The sequence below is a fragment of the Clostridium sp. genome (assembly GCF_051650885.1).
Taxonomy (GTDB): Bacteria; Bacillota; Clostridia; order Clostridiales; family Clostridiaceae; genus Clostridium.
Genome location: NZ_JBOFRG010000172.1, coordinates 1 through 1,706, shown reverse-complemented (window position 1 = coordinate 1,706; position 1,706 = coordinate 1). Strand labels below are relative to the sequence as shown.

Here is a 1,706-nt window from a genome sequence, read left to right as displayed (position 1 = left end):
AAAGTGTCTCAACATCCATATAAGGTTGATGGAGACATAACCCCCATGCTGGAAGATAATAATAAACAGTTTAACAGTAAGTTTGACATGGCGACGGCGGTAAAAACCGTTACATCGTTTGGAGGCGAGGAAGAGGAGGATGTAGGAACATGGATCAGAGACATTCTCTTGGTGGCTGAGGTGTTAGGATGGCAGGAGGAAGAGATGGTCCGAGTAGTAGTTGTCTCGCTAAAAGGTAAGGCCCGCTCCTGGGCTTCTCAGATATTGGGAGGTAAGATCTCAAGCTTAGACTGGAAATCACTCAATGATCTGCTCAGAAGAAGGTTTTGCGCGTCTAGAATCGGACAGGTGACACTAACGAAGTTTTGTGCGCTGGGAATTGTTCAGAGTCGCGAGGAGTATTCTGAGATGCTACGACAGGCCACGGCAATTTATGAGAAGGAGGTAGTTACGCTAAGGGCGTTGGCAGAAATGGTCGTTCAAAAGACTCCGTCAGAAATCAAGACCTACTTATGGCAGACGGCACGAAACACTTTGTCCTGGGAAGATTTTATTCAGATGGCCGAGGAAGTGGCGGGGATAGCATTTCCAGACAAGATGTTGTCTAGGGTGGAACATGGTAGGTATACGGAGACCATCAGGCCTCAATATGTGAAGAAAGGATTTTCCAAGCATAAGAATAACTTGACAAACTATAAGGGAGAAGCAAAGGGTAGCTTCAGAGGTTATACCTCTAAATGGAAGGGACACGCAGGGAAACCGTACTGCGTTATCCACGGAGAAGGGAACCATACGACGAGTCAGTGCATGGAATTTACGGTTGTTCTTAATAGGGAAAGAACAAGGGTCGGCCGGAAAGTAGAGTCGATTGCGGAGGATGAAGTCGAGGATAAGACTTCGGGCGATAATAAACAATTTTTATTTTATTTAAACAAAATTGGAGAAACCCGTTTTTTATTGAAGGAATAATCAATGGTAGACAGAGGAAAATTTTACTGGATACGGGCGCGGATGTCTCGCTAATAGACGAGAACGACCTTCAAGACGGGACTCAGGGCTTAGAAGCCTACAGTGGGTTGGTTAGATCTGCCAGTGGGGAGGCCCTACGGATTAAAGGAATCAAAAAAGGTTGCGAAGCTTATATAGGGAAGTCACAGATCAAGTTTTCTCCGTTAGTCATGGAGAGGTGCAAGTACATAATTTTGGGAGTGGACGTCATACGGAAACACCCAGAGCTCCTGACTACATTGCTAGTACGAATTACGACTAAGCCGAAAACAATAGGTGAGGTGCGACTGAGTTCGGAAGTGGAAGTAAAAGAACACTTTAAGGACATTTTTAAAACAGAGATTGGGCACCTTAACTTATGTAGCTTAGGAAAACACAGTATTAAGACTACGAGCAATTCTCCGGTTGTCAGAGGAATGGACGGATTCCGATTAGCCAAGAGGCAGCTATTGAACGCGAAATTGCGGAAAACTTAAGACTTGGCGTTATAAGGGAAAGTAGCAGTCCGTGGTGTAGTAGAATTGTGATGGTGGCAAAACCGGACGGAAGTTGGAGGATGTGCGTAGATTATCGCGCGTTAAATCAGGTCACGATAAGGGATTGTTACATGTCCCCACGGGTCGACGAGATTTATGACTCTCTAACGGAGGCCAGGATTTTCTCGATATTAGATGCAACATCGGGCTATTATCAGATAG

At 45.2% G+C, this 1,706-nt stretch carries 2 protein-coding genes; both read left to right on the top strand.

The genetic code is table 11. The annotated features are described in order from the left end of the window. Nucleotides 1–969: hypothetical protein (locus ACRC28_RS08450; RefSeq protein WP_438543014.1), on the top strand; the 969-nt coding region annotated here is incomplete at its 5' end. Then, the gene (locus ACRC28_RS08445) at nt 915–1,484 is read left to right on the top strand and encodes a retropepsin-like aspartic protease (protein WP_438543015.1); all 570 of its coding nucleotides are present in this window, start codon (nt 915–917) and stop codon (nt 1,482–1,484) included. The genes ACRC28_RS08450 and ACRC28_RS08445, both read left to right, overlap by 55 nt. Nucleotides 1,485–1,706: the final 222 nt, after the last annotated feature.